11 protein-coding genes and 1 pseudogene are annotated in these 14,257 nt (G+C 71.2%); all 12 read left to right on the top strand.

Features of this window, described 5'->3' with window-relative positions; all coding sequences use genetic code 11:
* Positions 1–2: 2 nt before the first annotated feature.
* The 12 genes and pseudogenes from AC5Y5B_RS00320 (at position 3) to AC5Y5B_RS00265 (ending at position 14,207) form a co-directional block, all read left to right on the top strand.
* Positions 3–827 (top strand): rhomboid-like protein, encoded by an 825-nt coding sequence (locus AC5Y5B_RS00320; RefSeq protein WP_112633790.1) that lies wholly within the window; start codon positions 3–5, stop codon positions 825–827.
* Positions 828–975: 148 nt separating this feature from the next.
* Complete coding sequence (pheS, locus tag AC5Y5B_RS00315) at positions 976–2,019, top strand: phenylalanine--tRNA ligase subunit alpha (RefSeq protein ID WP_500002552.1); 1,044 nt, start codon at positions 976–978, stop codon at positions 2,017–2,019.
* Positions 2,019–4,529 (top strand): phenylalanine--tRNA ligase subunit beta, encoded by a 2,511-nt coding sequence (gene pheT / locus AC5Y5B_RS00310; protein ID WP_500002550.1) that lies wholly within the window; start codon positions 2,019–2,021, stop codon positions 4,527–4,529. The genes pheS and pheT overlap by 1 nt, the downstream gene beginning before the upstream one ends.
* Before the next feature lie 30 nt (positions 4,530–4,559).
* Positions 4,560–5,619: pseudogene (gene argC, locus AC5Y5B_RS00305) on the top strand (N-acetyl-gamma-glutamyl-phosphate reductase).
* A 26-nt stretch (positions 5,620–5,645) separates the two neighbouring features.
* Positions 5,646–6,887, top strand: a complete 1,242-nt coding sequence (gene argJ / locus AC5Y5B_RS00300; protein ID WP_500003768.1) for a bifunctional glutamate N-acetyltransferase/amino-acid acetyltransferase ArgJ — start codon at positions 5,646–5,648, stop codon at positions 6,885–6,887.
* Complete coding sequence (gene argB / locus AC5Y5B_RS00295) at positions 6,884–7,771, top strand: acetylglutamate kinase (protein ID WP_112633794.1); 888 nt, start codon at positions 6,884–6,886, stop codon at positions 7,769–7,771. The genes argJ and argB overlap by 4 nt, the downstream gene beginning before the upstream one ends.
* Positions 7,768–8,964, top strand: coding sequence for an acetylornithine transaminase (locus AC5Y5B_RS00290; protein WP_500002544.1), 1,197 nt, complete (start codon positions 7,768–7,770; stop codon positions 8,962–8,964). The genes argB and AC5Y5B_RS00290 overlap by 4 nt, the downstream gene beginning before the upstream one ends.
* Entirely contained in the window at positions 8,957–9,883 is a 927-nt protein-coding gene (gene argF, locus AC5Y5B_RS00285) for an ornithine carbamoyltransferase (RefSeq protein ID WP_500002540.1), read from the top strand. The genes AC5Y5B_RS00290 and argF overlap by 8 nt, the downstream gene beginning before the upstream one ends.
* Positions 9,880–10,374: an arginine repressor gene (locus AC5Y5B_RS00280; protein ID WP_112633796.1), complete on the top strand. Its 495-nt coding sequence runs from the start codon at positions 9,880–9,882 to the stop codon at positions 10,372–10,374. Before argF ends, AC5Y5B_RS00280 begins: the two co-directional genes overlap by 4 nt.
* Before the next feature lie 27 nt (positions 10,375–10,401).
* Positions 10,402–11,619 (top strand): argininosuccinate synthase, encoded by a 1,218-nt coding sequence (locus AC5Y5B_RS00275; protein ID WP_500002532.1) that lies wholly within the window; start codon positions 10,402–10,404, stop codon positions 11,617–11,619.
* A complete protein-coding gene (argH, locus tag AC5Y5B_RS00270; protein ID WP_500002529.1) occupies positions 11,616–13,034 on the top strand; it encodes an argininosuccinate lyase in 1,419 nt (472 codons plus the stop codon). Before AC5Y5B_RS00275 ends, argH begins: the two co-directional genes overlap by 4 nt.
* Positions 13,035–13,145: 111 nt before the next feature.
* Positions 13,146–14,207, top strand: a complete 1,062-nt coding sequence (locus tag AC5Y5B_RS00265) for a type III polyketide synthase (RefSeq protein WP_500002526.1) — start codon at positions 13,146–13,148, stop codon at positions 14,205–14,207.
* Positions 14,208–14,257: the final 50 nt, after the last annotated feature.

Genomic DNA, 14,257 nt, shown 5'->3' with positions numbered 1-14,257 from the left:
CAATGCTAGGGGGCATCGTGTCCCGGCTCGCCCGGGTCCAATTCACTGTGGGGTATGCGGCGCTGCTGCTCGCCATCAGCTGCGCCATCCTGGCCCTCGGCCCGCACGCCCATGACGTCATCGTCCAGCGCGCCAGCACCAACGTGCACAACCTGGCCCACGGCCACCTGGGCACGCTGCTGGGCAGCGCGCTCGTGGTCGACGCCGGCCCGCTGTACTTCTGGCTGCCCTTCCTGACCTGCCTGCTGGCGCTCGCCGAGCTGCATCTGCGCACCATCCGGCTGGTGGTGGCGTTCCTCGTCGGCCACATCGGCGCGACGCTGCTGGTCGCCGCCGCCCTGGCGGCGTCCGTCGAGTTCGGCTGGCTCCCCGTGTCGATCACCCGGGCCAGCGACGTCGGCATGAGCTACGGCGCGCTGGCGGTGCTCGGCGCGATGACGGCGGTCATCCCGTCGCGCTGGCGGGCCGCCTGGGTCGGCTGGTGGGTGTCGGCGGGCATCGCCTCGGCGATCATCGGCGGCGACTTCACCGACGCCGGCCACACCGTCGCCGTGATCCTGGGCGTCCTGGTGTCCGCCCGGTTCCGGCAGCCGATCCACTGGACGCCCGCGCGCTACCTGATGCTGGCGTTGTCCTCGGGCTTCGGCTTCCTGATGCTGGCCCACCACTGGGGGACCATGGCGGCGACGCCGGTGTTCGGTCTCGTGGGTGCGTTCGTCGCCTACAAGCTGGCGAAGCTCGCCGGCACTCGGGGCGTCGCCACCCCGGAGGTCCCCGCGCTGGGTGACGAGACGCTGGGCGGGCCGCAGCCGGCCGTCGCCGGCTAGCCCATCACCGCCGTCGGCGGCCCAACACCAAGCGCCCGGCGGGCGCCACGCGCCGAATCACTATGATCAGCACTCGACCCGTGCCGCGCGGAAGCACATCGATGCGGGTAGCCCCGACCAGCCTCGTCAGCAAGGAGAGTGTCGCCGCGTGGGTGATCAACCCGTCGATCTGTCGCCGGAAGCCCTGACCGCAGCGGTCAGCGCCGCCCGGGAGGCCTTCGCGCGGGCCGGCGATCTCGACGCACTGGCCCGGGCCAAGACCGAGCACCTCGGCGACCGCGCACCGCTGGCCCTGGCTCGCCAGGCGCTCGGCGGCGTCCCCAAGGACCAGCGCGCCGATGCGGGCAAGCGGGTCAACGCCGCCCGGACCGACGCCCAGCAGGGCTACGACGAGCGGCTGGCGGTCCTGCGGGCCGAGCGCGACGCCGCGGTGCTGGTCGCCGAGGGCGTCGACGTCACGCTGCCGTCGACCCGGCAGCCGGCCGGCGCGCGGCACCCGATCACGATCCTGGCCGAGCACATCGCCGACACGTTCATCGCGATGGGCTGGGAACTGGTCGAGGGCCCGGAGGTGGAGACCGAGCAGTTCAACTTCGACGCGCTGAACTTCCCGGCCGACCACCCCGCGCGCAGCGAGCAGGACACCTTCTACATCGCGCCCGACGGTTCCCGGCAGCTGTTGCGCACCCACACGTCGCCGGTGCAGGTGCGCACCCTGCTCGCCCGCGAGCTGCCCGTCTACATCGTCTCGATCGGCCGCACCTTTCGCACCGACGAACTCGACGCCACCCACACCCCGGTGTTCCACCAGGTCGAAGGCCTGGCGGTGGACCGCGGCCTGACCATGGCGCACCTGCGGGGAACGCTGGACGCGTTCGCGCGCGCCGAGTTCGGTCCCGAGGCGCGCACCCGGATCCGGCCGCATTTCTTCCCGTTCACCGAGCCGTCGGCCGAGGTCGACGTCTGGTTCGTCGGCAAGAAGGGCGGCCCCGGCTGGGTGGAATGGGGCGGCTGCGGAATGGTGCATCCAAACGTGTTGCGCGCCGCGGGGATTGACCCGGACGTCTACTCCGGCTTCGCGTTCGGCATGGGGCTGGAACGAACCCTGCAGTTCCGCAACGGGATTCCGGACATGCGCGACATGGTCGAGGGCGACGTGCGGTTCTCGCTTCCGTTCGGGGTGGGTGCCTGATGCGCGTCCCGTACAGCTGGCTGCGCGAGATCGTGGCGGCCGGCGCACCGGATTGGGACGTCGCCCCCGCCGAGCTGGAGCAGACGCTGGTGCGCATCGGCCACGAGGTCGAGGAGGTCGTCACCCTGGGACCGGTCGCCGGCCCGCTGACGGTGGGCCGGGTCACCGGCATCGAAGAACTCACCGGTTTCAAGAAGCCGATCCGGTTCTGCCACGTCGACGTCGGTGAAGGCCAGGACCGCGAGATCGTCTGCGGCGCAACCAACTTCGCTGTCGGTGACCTCATCGTTGCGGCACTGCCCGGCGCCACACTGCCCGGCGACTTCACCATCGCCACCCGCAAGACCTACGGCCGCACCTCCGACGGAATGATCTGCTCGGCGGCCGAACTGGGCCTGGGCGCCGACCATTCCGGGATCCTGGTGCTGCCGCCGGGTACCGCCGGCCCCGGCGCCGACGCCGCCGCGGTGCTGGGGCTCGACGACGTGGTCTTCCACCTGGCGATCACACCGGACCGCGGTTACTGCATGTCGTTGCGGGGCCTGGCCCGCGAGGTCGCCTGCGCCTACGACCTGGACTTCGTCGATCCCGCCGGCAGCCAGGTGATCAAGCCGCTGCCGGTCGACGGCGAGGCCTGGCCGCTGACCGTGCAGCCCGGCACCGGGGTGCGGCGGTTCGCGCTGCGCCCGGTCACCGGCATCGACCCCGCCGCCGTGTCGCCGTGGTGGCTGCAGCGCCGGCTGCTGTTGTCCGGCATCCGCGCGACCTCCCCGGCCGTCGACGTGACGAACTACGTGATGCTCGAGCTCGGACACCCGATGCACGCCCACGACCGCAACCGCATCACCGGAACCTTCGCCGTGCGCTTCGCGCGGCCCGGGGAGACCGTGGTGACCCTCGACGACATCGAACGCACACTCGACCCGGCCGACGTCCTCATCGTCGACGACACCGCGACCACCGCGATCGGCGGCGTGATGGGCGCGGCGAGCACCGAGGTGCGCGCCGATTCGACCGACGTGCTGCTCGAGGCCGCGGTCTGGGACCCGGCCGCGGTGTCGCGCACCCAGCGCCGGCTGCATCTGCCCAGTGAAGCCGCCCGCCGCTACGAGCGGGGAGTGGATCCGGCCATCTCGGTGGCCGCGCTGGACCGCTGCGCCACCCTGCTCGCCGACATCGCCGGTGGCGTGGTCGCCGGCGCCCTCACCGACTGGCGCGGCGACCCGCCGCGCGACGACTGGTCGCTGCCGCCAATCGACATCGCCGCCGACCTGCCGGACCGCCTGGCCGGGGTGGGCTATGCGCCGGGCACCACCGCCAGGCGGCTCGCCCAGATCGGGGCCGACGTGGCGGGCCCAGAGGAGGGGCGAGGGGGAGGCGTGCTGACGGTGACGCCACCCAGCTGGCGTCCCGACCTGCTGCAGCCCGCCGACCTCGTCGAGGAGGTGCTGCGGCTGGAGGGGCTCGAGGTCATTCCGTCGGTGTTGCCGTCGGCGCCGGCCGGCCGGGGCCTGTCCGCCGTGCAGAAGCGCCGCCGCGCCATCGGCAGATCGCTGGCCGAGTCCGGCTTCGTGGAGATCCTGCCGACCCCGTTTTTGCCCGCGGGCGTGTTCGACCTGTGGGGCCTGCCGGCCGACGACCCGCGACGCACCACCACCGACGTGCTCAACCCCCTCGAGGCCGACCGCCCGCACCTGGCCACCACGCTGCTGCCGGCATTGCTGGAAGCCTTGGTGCGCAACGTCTCTCGCGGCCTGGTCGACATCTCCCTGTATGCCCTGGCGCAGGTGGTCCGGCCGACCGCGGACACGCGCGCGGTGGACCTCGTCCCGGTCGACCGCCGGCCCACCGACGCCGAGATCGCCGCGCTCGACGCGTCGTTGCCGCGCCAACCCCAGCACGTCGCCGCGGTGCTGACCGGCCTGCGCGAACACCGCGGGCCCTGGGGCCCCGGCCGCCGCGCCGAGGCCGCCGACGCGTTCGAGGCGGTGCGCATCATCGCCCGCGCCAGCGGGATCGACGTGCGATTGCGGGCGGCGCAATATTTGCCCTGGCATCCGGGGCGGTGCGCCGAGGTGCTCGTCGGCGACACCCTGGTGGGCCACGCCGGCCAGCTGCATCCGGCGGTGATCGAGCGCTCCGGGCTGCCCAAGGGCACCTGCGCCCTCGAGCTCGATCTCGACGCGATTCCCATCCCCCTGACACTGCCGGCGCCGCGGGTGTCGCCGTTCCCGGCCGTCTTCCAGGACCTCAGCCTGGTGGTGCCCGCCCAGGTGCCGGCCCAGGCGGTGGCCGACGCCGTGCGCGAGGGCGCAGGGGAGTTGCTCGAAGACCTGCAGCTGTTCGACGTGTTCACCGGCCCGCAGGTCGGCGAGGACCGCAAATCGCTGACCTTCGCGCTGCGCTTCCGCGCCCCCGACCGCACGCTCACCGAGGACGACGCCACCGCGGCTCGCGACGCCGCGGTGCGCCGCGCCGCCGAGGCGGTCGGCGCGGAGCTGCGCGGCTAGCGGAATGGATTTGCAAAGCACTGCATAACCATGCAGAATCGGCGGAATGGCCGACGAAATGAAGGTGGCGGTTGCCGGTGCCAGCGGCTACGCGGGCGGTGAAATCCTGCGCCTGCTGCTCGGCCACCCGGCCTACGCGCACGGGCGCCTGACGATCGGCGCGGTGACCGCCGCCGCCAGCGCCGGCAGCACGCTCGGTGAGCACCACCCGCACCTCACCCCGCTGGCCCAGCGGGTGGTGGAGCCGACCGAGCTCGACGTGCTCGCCGGCCACGACGTGGTGTTTCTGGCCCTGCCGCACGGTCATTCGGCGGCGCTGGCCGAACGGCTCGGCCACGACACACTGATCGTCGACTGCGGCGCCGACTTCCGGCTCACCGACGCCGACGCGTGGGAGCGGTTCTACGGGTCCCCGCACGCCGGCAGCTGGCCCTACGGGCTGCCGGAGCTGCCCGGCGCCCGTGAGCGGCTGCGCGGCGCCCGCCGCATCGCGGTGCCGGGTTGCTACCCGACCGCGGCGTTACTGGCGTTGCTGCCCGCGGTGGCCTCGGACCTCATCGAGCCCGCCGTCACCGTGGTCGCCGTCAGCGGGACGTCCGGTGCCGGTCGGGCGGCCAAGACCGACCTGCTGGGCGCGGAGGTCATCGGGTCGGCGCGGGCCTACAACATCGGCGGCGCGCACCGGCACACGCCCGAGATCGCCCAGGGCCTGGGGGCCGCCGCCGGCCGCGACGTCACGGTGTCGTTCACCCCGGTGCTCATCCCGACCTCCCGCGGCATCCTGGCCACCTGCACCGCGCGCACCCGCGCGCCGCTGGCGCAGCTGCGGGAAGCCTACGAAAAGGCTTACCACGCAGAGCCTTTCATCTACCTGATGCCCGAGGGACAACTGCCCCGCACTGGAGCGGTGATCGGCAGCAACGCGGCGCACATCGCGGTCGCGGTGGACGAGGCGGCGCAGACCTTCGTCGCGATCGCCGCGATCGACAACCTGGTCAAGGGAACCGCCGGCGCGGCCGTGCAGTCGATGAACCTGGCGCTGGGTTGGCCGGAGACCGAAGGACTCTCGGTGATCGGGGTGGCGCCGTGACGCGCGCCAGCGACGATGACGCCGGCGTGGCCGGGGGAGCGGGAGCGGCGCCATCTGTCGTAGCGGCCGGGCAGTCGCGGTTGCTGCGGGAACAGGGCGTCACCGCGCCGGCGGGATTCCGGGCCGCCGGCATCGCCGCCGGGATCAAGGCCTCGGGCAACCGCGACCTGGCCCTGGTGTTCAACGAGGGCCCCGACTACGCCGCCGCCGGGGTGTTCACCCGCAACAAGGTCAAGGCGGCACCGGTGCTGTGGAGCCAGCAGGTGCTGAGCAGCGGCGCGCTGCGCGCGGTGATCCTCAACTCCGGCGGCGCCAACGCCTGCACCGGACCCGGCGGATTCCAGGACACCCACGCCACCGCCGAGGCCGTCGCGGCCGCCCTCTCGGATTGGGGAACCGAAACCGGGGCCATCGAGGTCGCGGTGTGCTCCACCGGGCTGATCGGTGACCGGTTGCCGATGGACAAGGTGCTCGCCGGCGTGCGCACGATCGTGCAGGACATGGCCGGCGGCCTGTCCGGCGGTGACGAGGCCGCCCAGGCGATCATGACCACCGACACCGTGCCCAAACAGATTGCGCTGCACCATCCGGACAACTGGATGGTCGGCGGGATGGCCAAGGGCGCCGGCATGCTCGCACCGTCGCTGGCGACGATGCTCTGCGTGCTCACCACCGACGCGGCCGTCGACGCGGCGGCCCTGGACCGCGCGCTGCGCCACGCCACCGCCCGCACCTTCGACCGGCTCGACATCGACGGCGCGTGCTCGACCAACGACACGGTGCTGCTGCTGACGTCGGGCGCCAGCGGGATCGCGCCCAGCCAGGCCGCACTCGACGGCGCCGTGCTGCGGGTGTGTGACGACCTGTGCGCGCAACTGCAGGCCGACGCCGAGGGCGTCACCAAGCGGGTCAACGTCACCGTGCAAGGGGCGGCCTCCGAGGACGACGCCCTGGTCGCGGCCCGGACGATCGCTCGCGACAGCCTGGTCAAGACGGCGGTGTTCGGGTCGGATCCCAACTGGGGCCGGGTGCTGGCCGCCGTCGGGATTGCGCCCATCGACCTGGATCCGGACCGGATCACGGTGTCGTTCAACGGGTTTGCGGTCTTCTCGGGCGGGGTTCCGGTACCGGGCGCGCGCGAGATTGACCTGTCGGGGGCCGACATCGACATCACGGTCGACCTGCGGCTCGGCGAGCAGCGGGCCACCATCCGGACCACCGACCTGTCGTACGGGTACGTCGAAGAGAATTCGGCCTACAGCTCATGAGCTCCGCCACCGAAGCGTTGTCGACCGTGGTCAAGGCGCAGGTGCTCGCCGAAGCCCTGCCCTGGCTCAAACAGCTGCACGGCAAGGTCGTCGTCATCAAGTACGGCGGCAACGCCATGACCGACGACACGCTGCGGCACGCCTTCGCCGCCGACATGGCGTTCCTGCGCAACTGCGGCGTCCATCCGGTCGTCGTGCACGGCGGCGGCCCGCAGATCACCGCGATGCTGCGCCGACTCGGCATCACGGGTGACTTCAAGGGCGGATTCCGGGTCACCACACCCGAAGTGCTCGACGTGGCGCGGATGGTGTTGTTCGGGCAGGTCGGCCGCGAACTGGTCAACCTGATCAACGCGCACGGACCGTATGCCGTCGGGATCACCGGCGAAGACGCCCAGCTGTTCACCGCCGTGCGGCGCAGCGTCACCGTGGACGGCGTGGCCACCGACATCGGCCTGGTGGGCGACGTCGAACGGGTGAACACGGCCGCCGTGCTGGATTTGATTGCGGCGCGCCGCATTCCGGTGGTGTCGACGCTGGCGCCGGACGCCGAGGGCGTGGTGCACAACATCAACGCCGACACCGCCGCGGCGGCGCTGGCCGAGGCGCTGGGGGCCGAGAAGCTGCTGATGCTCACCGATGTCGAAGGCCTGTACACCAGCTGGCCCGACCGCGGTTCGCTGGTCAGCGAGATCGACACGGCCACATTGTCGCAACTGCTACCCACGCTGGAGGCGGGCATGATCCCCAAAGTCGAGGCGTGCCTGCGGGCGGTCACCGCGGGTGTGCCCAGCGCGCACGTCATCGACGGTCGGGTCGAACACTGTGTGCTGGTCGAGCTTTTCACCGATGCGGGCACCGGCACCAAGGTGGTGAGCGCATGAGCGCGACGGCGACGGCCGCTGTGAAGCAGCGCTGGGAGGCCGTGATGATGAACAACTACGGCACCCCGGCGATGGCCCTGGCCAGCGGCGACGGCGCCGTGGTCACCGACGTGGACGGGAAGACCTATGTCGACCTGCTCGGCGGTATCGCGGTCAACGTGCTCGGTCACCGCCACCCCGCGGTGATCGACGCGGTCACCACCCAGCTCAACACGCTGGGCCATACGTCCAACCTGTATGCCACCGAGCCGGGTATCGCGCTGGCCGAGGCGCTGGTCGAACAGCTCGGGGTCCAGGCGCGGGTGTTCTTCTGCAACTCGGGAACCGAGGCCATCGAGGTGGCCTTCAAGATCACTCGCCTGACCGGAAAAACGAAAGTCGTTGCCGCGCAAGGCGCTTTCCACGGCCGCACCATGGGGTCGCTGGCGCTGACCGGCCAGCCGGCCAAGCAGGCGCCGTTCGAGCCGCTACCGGGCAGCGTCACCCATGTGCCCTACGGCGACGTCAAAGCGCTTGCCGGCGCCGTCGATTCGACCACGGCGGCGGTCTTCTTGGAACCGATCATGGGAGAGGGTGGCGTCGTGGTCCCGCCCGAGGGGTATCTGGCCGCCGCGCGCGAGCTCACCGCACGGCACGGCGCCCTGCTGGTGCTCGACGAGGTGCAGACCGGGGTGGGGCGCACCGGAACGTTTTTCGCCCACCAGCATGACGGCATCGTCCCGGACGTGGTCACGCTGGCCAAGGGGCTCGGCGGCGGCCTGCCCATCGGCGCCTGCCTGGCCGTCGGGCCGGCCGCCGACCTGCTGACCCCGGGCCTGCACGGCAGCACCTTCGGCGGCAATCCCGTCTGCGCCGCCGCCGCCCTGGCGGTGCTCAAGGCGCTGGCCGAGGGCGATCTGATCACTCGCGCCGCCATGTTGGGCAAGGCGCTGAGCCACGGCATCGAGGAGCTGGGTCATCCGCTCGTCGACCACGTGCGTGGCAAGGGGCTGCTCCAGGGCGTGGTTCTGACCGCGCCGAAAGCCAAGGACGTCGAGGCCGCGGCCCGCGACGCGGGCTTTCTGGTGAACGCGGCCGCCCCCGACGTCGTCCGGCTGGCGCCGCCGCTGATCATCACCGAAGCCCAGATCGACGGCTTCGTCGCGGCGCTGCCGGACATTCTCGACACCGCTGGGAGTGGCGCAGATGACTAGGCATTTCCTCCGCGACGACGACCTATCGCCCGCCGAGCAGGCCGAGGTGCTGGCGCTGGCCGCCGAACTCAAGAAGGACCCGCTGCGCGCCCGCCCGCTGGAGGGCCCCCGCGGGGTCGCGGTGCTGTTCGACAAGAACTCCACCCGCACCCGGTTCTCGTTCGAGGTCGGCATCGCCCAACTGGGCGGGCACGCCGTCGTCGTCGACGCCCGCAGCACCCAGCTGGGCCGCGACGAAACCCTGGAGGACACCGCGCGGGTGCTGTCGCGCTACGTCGATGCCATCGTCTGGCGCACGTTCGGGCAGGAACGCCTCGAGGCGATGGCCGCGACCGCGACCGTGCCGGTGGTCAATGCGCTTTCCGACGAATTCCATCCCTGCCAGGTGCTCGCCGATCTGCAGACCATCACCGAGCGCAAGGGGTCGCTGCGCGGCCTGACGATGACCTACCTCGGCGACGGCGCCAACAACATGGCGCACTCGCTGATGCTGGGTGGGGTCACGGCCGGCATCCACGTCACGATCGCCGCCCCGGACGGTTTCACGCCCGACCCGGCGTTCGTGGCGGCGGCCCGGCGGCGCGCCGAGGACACCGGCGCCTCGGTCACCGTCACCGCCGACGCCGATGCGGCCGCGGGCGGCGCGGACGTCCTGGTCACCGATACCTGGACGTCGATGGGGCAGGAGGACGACGGGCTGGACCGCCTCACACCGTTTCGGCCCTACCAGATCAACGCCCGCCTGCTGTCGCTGGCCGACCCGGAAGCCATTGTGCTGCACTGCCTTCCGGCCCACCGCGGCGAGGAGATCACCGACGAGGTGATGGACGGCCCGGCCAGCGTTGTCTGGGACGAGGCCGAAAACCGGTTGCACGCCCAAAAGGCGTTGCTGGCATGGCTTTTGGAGCGGCGCTCATGACCCGCTCGAAAGCCACACCCGAGACCACCCGGGCTGGCCGCCAGGACCGCATTGTGGCGATCCTGTCGTCGGCGTCGATCAGCAGCCAAAGCGAACTGGCGGCCCGGCTGGCCGACGAGGGAATCGAGGTCACCCAGGCCACCCTGTCGCGGGACCTCGAGGAGCTGGGCGCGGTGAAGCTGCGCGGCGCCGACGGCGGTGTCGGCGTCTACATCGTGCCCGAGGACGGCAGCCCGGTGCGCGGCGTATCGGGCGGCACCGCGCGCCTGTCCCGGCTGCTCGGCGAGCTGCTGGTCTCGGCCGACGCCAGCGCGAACCTCGCGGTGCTGCGCACCCCGCCCGGCGGTGCCAACTATCTGGCCAGCGCGATCGACCGTGCGGCGCTACCGTACGTCGTCGGCACCATCGCCGGCGACGACACCGTCTTCGTGGCCGCCCGAGAGCCGATGACCGGCGCCGAGCTGGCCACAACGTTGGAAAAACTCACCTAAGCGCTTCAAGTGTAAGGAGATTGGTTCATGTCAGAACGCGTCATCCTGGCGTATTCCGGCGGTCTGGACACCTCGGTGGCCATCAGCTGGATCGGCAAGGAGACCGGCCGCGAGGTCGTAGCGGTGGCGATCGACCTCGGCCAGGGCGGCGAAGACATGGAGGTCATTCGCCAGCGCGCCCTGGACTGCGGCGCGGTGGAGGCCGTCGTCGTCGACGCACGCGACGAGTTCGCCGAGGGGTACTGCCTGCCCACCATCCTGTCCAACGCTCTCTACATGGATCGCTACCCGCTGGTGTCGGCGATCAGCCGGCCGCTGATCGTCAAGCACCTGGTGACGGCGGCCCGCGAGCACGGCGGCAGCATCGTCGCCCACGGCTGCACCGGCAAGGGCAACGACCAGGTCCGGTTCGAGGTCGGATTCGGCTCGCTGGCACCCGATCTCGAGGTGCTGGCGCCGGTCCGCGACTACGCCTGGACGCGGGAGAAGGCCATCGCGTTCGCCGAGGAGAACGCCATCCCGATCAACGTCACCAAGCGCTCACCGTTTTCCATCGACCAGAACGTGTGGGGCCGGGCGGTGGAAACCGGCTTCCTGGAACACCTTTGGAATGCGCCGACCAAGGACGTCTACGCCTACACCGAAGATCCCACCCTCAACTGGAGCACGCCCGACGAGGTGATCGTCGGTTTCGAGCGCGGCGTGCCGGTGACGATCGACGGCAAGAAGGTGTCGGTGCTGGGCGCCGTCGAGGAACTCAACACCCGCGCCGGCGCCCAGGGCGTCGGCCGCCTCGATGTCGTCGAGGACCGGCTGGTGGGCATCAAGAGCCGCGAGATCTACGAGGCGCCCGGTGCCATGGTGCTCATCACCGCGCACACCGAGCTCGAGCACGTCACGCTGGAGCGCGAGCTGGGCCGGTTCAAGCGGCACACCGATCAGCGTTGGGCCGAGCTGGTTTACGACGGGCTGTGGTATTCACCGCTGAAGGACGCGCTGGAGAGCTTCGTCGCCAAGACCCAGGAACACGTGACCGGCGAAGTGCGAATGGTATTGCACGGCGGCCACATTGCCGTCAACGGCCGGCGCAGCGCCGAATCCCTGTACGACTTCAACCTGGCCACCTACGACGAGGGCGACAGCTTCGACCAGTCGGCCGCAAAGGGTTTCGTCTACGTGCACGGACTGTCGTCGAAGATCGCGTCGCGCCGGGACCAGGCGCCGAAGGGCCCGGCCGACGCGTGAGCACTCGCGAAGGATCACTGTGGGGCGGGCGGTTCGCCGACGGCCCGTCGGATGCGCTGAGGGCGCTGAGTAAGTCCACCCACTTCGACTGGGTGCTGGCCCCCTACGACATCGTCGCCTCGCGGGCCCACACCGTGATCCTGTTCCGCGCCGGGCTGCTGGACGAGGAGCAGCGCGACGGGCTGCTGGCCGGCCTCGACCAGCTCGCCTCCGACGTCGCCGACGGCAGCTTCTCGCCATTGGTCACCGATGAGGACGTGCACGGGGCGCTGGAACGCGGACTGATCGACCGGGTGGGACCCGACCTGGGCGGGCGGCTGCGGGCCGGCCGGTCGCGCAACGACCAGGTGGCCACCCTGTTCCGGATGTGGCTGCGCGACGCGGTGCGCCGGGTCGCAGCCGGGGCGCTCGACGTCGTCGGCGCGCTGGCCGCCCAGGCCGCCGCCCACCCCGGCGCCATCATGCCGGGCAAGACCCACCTGCAATCCGCCCAACCGGTGCTGCTGGCCCATCACCTGCTGGCCCACGCCCACCCGCTGCTGCGCGACGTCGACCGGATCGTCGACTTCGACCGGCGCGCCGGGGTGTCGCCCTACGGCTCGGGGGCGCTGGCCGGCTCGTCGCTGGGCCTGGACCCCGACGCGATCGCCGCGGAACTGGGTTTCGCCGCCGCCGCCGACAACTCCATCGACGCCACCGCATCCCGGGACTTCGCCGCGGAGGCCGCCTTCGTGTTCGCCATGATCGGCGTGGACCTGTCCCGGCTGGCCGAGGACATCATCCTGTGGAGCTCGACGGAATTCGGCTACGTCACGCTGCACGATTCGTGGTCGACCGGCAGCTCGATCATGCCGCAGAAGAAGAACCCCGACATCGCCGAGCTGGCGCGCGGCAAGTCCGGCCGGCTGATCGGAAACCTGACCGGCCTGCTGGCCACGCTGAAGGCCCAGCCGCTGGCCTACAACCGTGACCTGCAAGAAGACAAGGAGCCGGTGTTCGATTCGGTCGCCCAGCTCGAGCTGGTGGCACCGGCGATGGCCGGGCTGGTGGCCAGCCTGACCTTCGACGTCGAGCGGATGGCCGCCCTGGCGCCGGCCGGCTACACCCTGGCCACCGACATCGCCGAATGGCTGGTGCGCCAGGGGGTGCCGTTCCGGTCGGCGCACGAGGCCGCCGGGGCCGCGGTGCGCGCCGCCGAGCAGCGGGCCGTCGGACTCGACGAGCTGACCGACGACGAATTGGCCGCCATCAGCCCCGACCTCACGCCGGCGGTCCGCGAGGTCCTGACGATCGAGGGCTCGGTGTCCTCGCGCGACGCGCGCGGCGGCACCGCGCCGGTTCGGGTCGCCGAGCAGATCGAAAGCGTCCTGGCCAGCGCCGATCGGCTCAAGAGCCGGCTGGGTGGTGGCGGCTGAGATGGCGTTGTTTTCCCTGACGGGCAGGGACAGGCAGACTAGACTTCGGGCTCAAAGCGATCCGGTTGAACGCTACGGGCCGGGTCCTCGTCACCAAGGGGTGGGAGAACAATGAGCGTCGTCGCCGGCGTCTTCGGTGCGTTACCGCCGCACCGATACTCCCAGCGCGAGCTCACCGACTTCTTCGTCAGCATCCCGGAGTTCGAAGATTACGAGGACATCGTCCGGCAGCTGCACGCCAGCGCCAAAGTCGGCAGCCGCCACCTGGTGCTGCCGCTGGAGCAGTACCCCGCGCTGACCGACTTCGGCCTGGCGAACCGGATCTTCACCGAACACGCCGTCAAGCTGGGCGCTGAGGCGCTGTCCGGCGCGCTCGACGAGGCGGGCCTGCGGCCCGAGGACGTCGACGTGCTCATCACCACCACCGTCACCGGCCTGGCGGTGCCCTCCGTGGACGCCCGCATCGCCGCGAAGCTCGGCCTGCGCGACGACGTGCGGCGGGTGCCGCTGTTCGGGCTGGGCTGCGTGGCCGGCGCCGCGGGTGTGGCCCGCATGAACGACTACCTGCGCGGCGCACCCGACGCCGTCGCCGCCCTGATCTCCGTCGAGCTCTGCTCGCTGACCTATCCCGGATACACGCCGTCGCTGGCCGGCATGGTCGGCAGCGCCCTGTTCGCCGACGGTGCCGCGGCCGTGGTGGCCGTCGGGCAGCGGCGCGCCGAGCAACTGGTGGCCAGCGGGCCCAGCATCCTCGACTCACGCAGCCACCTGTATCCCGATTCCCTGCGCACCATGGGCTTCGACGTGCGCGCAGGCGGTTTCGAACTGGTCCTGTCCAAGGATGTCGCCGCCGTCGTGGAGCAATACATCGAGGACGACGTCACCGGATTCCTCGGGTGCCACGGGTTGACCACGGCGGACATCGGCGCGTTCGTGAGCCACCCCGGCGGCCCCAAGGTCATCGAGGCGATCAACTCCGCGCTCGACCTGCCGCCCGAAGCCCTCGAACTGACCTGGCGGTCGCTCGGCGAGATCGGCAACCTGTCGTCGGCCTCGGTGTTGCACGTGCTGCGCGACACCATGGCCAAACCGCCGCCGAGCGACAGCCCCGGTCTGATGCTCGCCATGGGGCCTGGGTTCTGTTCCGAGCTGGTGTTGTTGCGTTGGCACTGATCCTCGTCCGCGTTTTTTGCGGTGCGACGGCAGGAAGTATCGCCATGAGT

This window comes from Mycobacterium sp. NGS33 (assembly GCF_059812885.1).
This window is presented reverse-complemented; position numbering and strand designations above follow the sequence as displayed.

What these genes read in the sequence shown, in the direction of transcription:
- AC5Y5B_RS00320 (WP_112633790.1), top strand. Translation starts at nt 3, where the DNA reads ATGCTAGGGGGCATCGTGTCCCGGCTCGCCCGGGTCCAATTCACTGTG.
- pheT (WP_500002550.1), top strand. Translation starts at nt 2,019, where the DNA reads ATGCGCGTCCCGTACAGCTGGCTGCGCGAGATCGTGGCGGCCGGCGCA.
- argB (WP_112633794.1), top strand. Translation starts at nt 6,884, where the DNA reads ATGAGCTCCGCCACCGAAGCGTTGTCGACCGTGGTCAAGGCGCAGGTG.
- AC5Y5B_RS00290 (WP_500002544.1), top strand. Translation starts at nt 7,768, where the DNA reads ATGAGCGCGACGGCGACGGCCGCTGTGAAGCAGCGCTGGGAGGCCGTG.
- argF (WP_500002540.1), top strand. Translation starts at nt 8,957, where the DNA reads ATGACTAGGCATTTCCTCCGCGACGACGACCTATCGCCCGCCGAGCAG.
- AC5Y5B_RS00280 (WP_112633796.1), top strand. Translation starts at nt 9,880, where the DNA reads ATGACCCGCTCGAAAGCCACACCCGAGACCACCCGGGCTGGCCGCCAG.
- AC5Y5B_RS00275 (WP_500002532.1), top strand. Translation starts at nt 10,402, where the DNA reads ATGTCAGAACGCGTCATCCTGGCGTATTCCGGCGGTCTGGACACCTCG.
- AC5Y5B_RS00265 (WP_500002526.1), top strand. Translation starts at nt 13,146, where the DNA reads ATGAGCGTCGTCGCCGGCGTCTTCGGTGCGTTACCGCCGCACCGATAC.